At 39.7% G+C, this 390-nt stretch carries 1 pseudogene; it reads left to right on the forward strand.

Going from position 1 to position 390, the window contains the following annotated elements:
* Positions 1 to 220, forward strand: a pseudogene (locus A3729_RS32990) (IS3 family transposase); the annotation flags it as partial.
* Positions 221 to 390 lie beyond the last annotated feature (170 nt).

A 390-nucleotide genomic window follows, 5' to 3' on the forward strand; every position in this document is an offset into this window, starting at 1 on the left:
TGTCACTTGGTACAACACAGAGCACCGGCATAGTCGAATTAACTTTGTTACCCCAGAGCAAAGGCACTTAGGTCTGGATGAAGAAATATTATCGAAGAGGGATGAGCTTTATCGCAAGATGAAAAGAAAGAACCAAATAAGGTGGTCAAAAGCTACGCGGAACTGGGAGAAAGTGGGTGACGTTAAGTTGAACCCGGAGAAGGAAAAACAAGCAGCTTAAATGCTCAGGCGACAACTACCTTGAAAAACGCCGCTATATAGACCACTAAGGAGATTATGAACACGATAAATAGGAATAAAAAGTATAGAGGAAAAATCCTCAAAGCTCTTCGAACATAAAAGTTTTTAAGATATAGCTTAAAACTCTTTTCCTTGCCTGAAAATAAGCTC

Source organism: Oleiphilus sp. HI0043 (genome assembly GCF_001634935.1).